The organism is Chryseobacterium sp. SIMBA_038, from assembly GCF_046535115.1.
Lineage (GTDB): Bacteria > Bacteroidota > Bacteroidia > Flavobacteriales > Weeksellaceae > Chryseobacterium.
Genome location: NZ_JAWRXH010000225.1, coordinates 1 through 264 on the forward strand (window position 1 = coordinate 1; position 264 = coordinate 264).

1 protein-coding gene is annotated in these 264 nt (G+C 65.9%); it reads right to left on the minus strand.

Going from position 1 to position 264, the window contains the following annotated elements:
- Positions 1 to 264 (minus strand): hypothetical protein (locus tag SB689_RS23365; protein WP_410694433.1); only part of this gene is annotated, 264 nt, incomplete at both ends.

Here is a 264-nt window from a genome sequence, read left to right on the forward strand (position 1 = left end):
GGGCAACCAACCCCAGGTCGACATGATGCGCCTGCGCAACGCGTTCCCGATCGCTCACGACGGAAAGCGCGATCGCGGCAATGTCGATCCGTTCGGACAGGGCCTCCGGGGCCTGCGGCGCGAGGCGCGCCAGCGTCAGCAGTTGCTCCGCCAGATGCGCGAGCCTGGACGTACCGATTCGAATCTGCGTGACTATCGCATCGCGTTCCTGTTCGTCCCGGACAAGGGGAAGCAGTTCGGCCTGGATGCCGAGCCCCATGATCG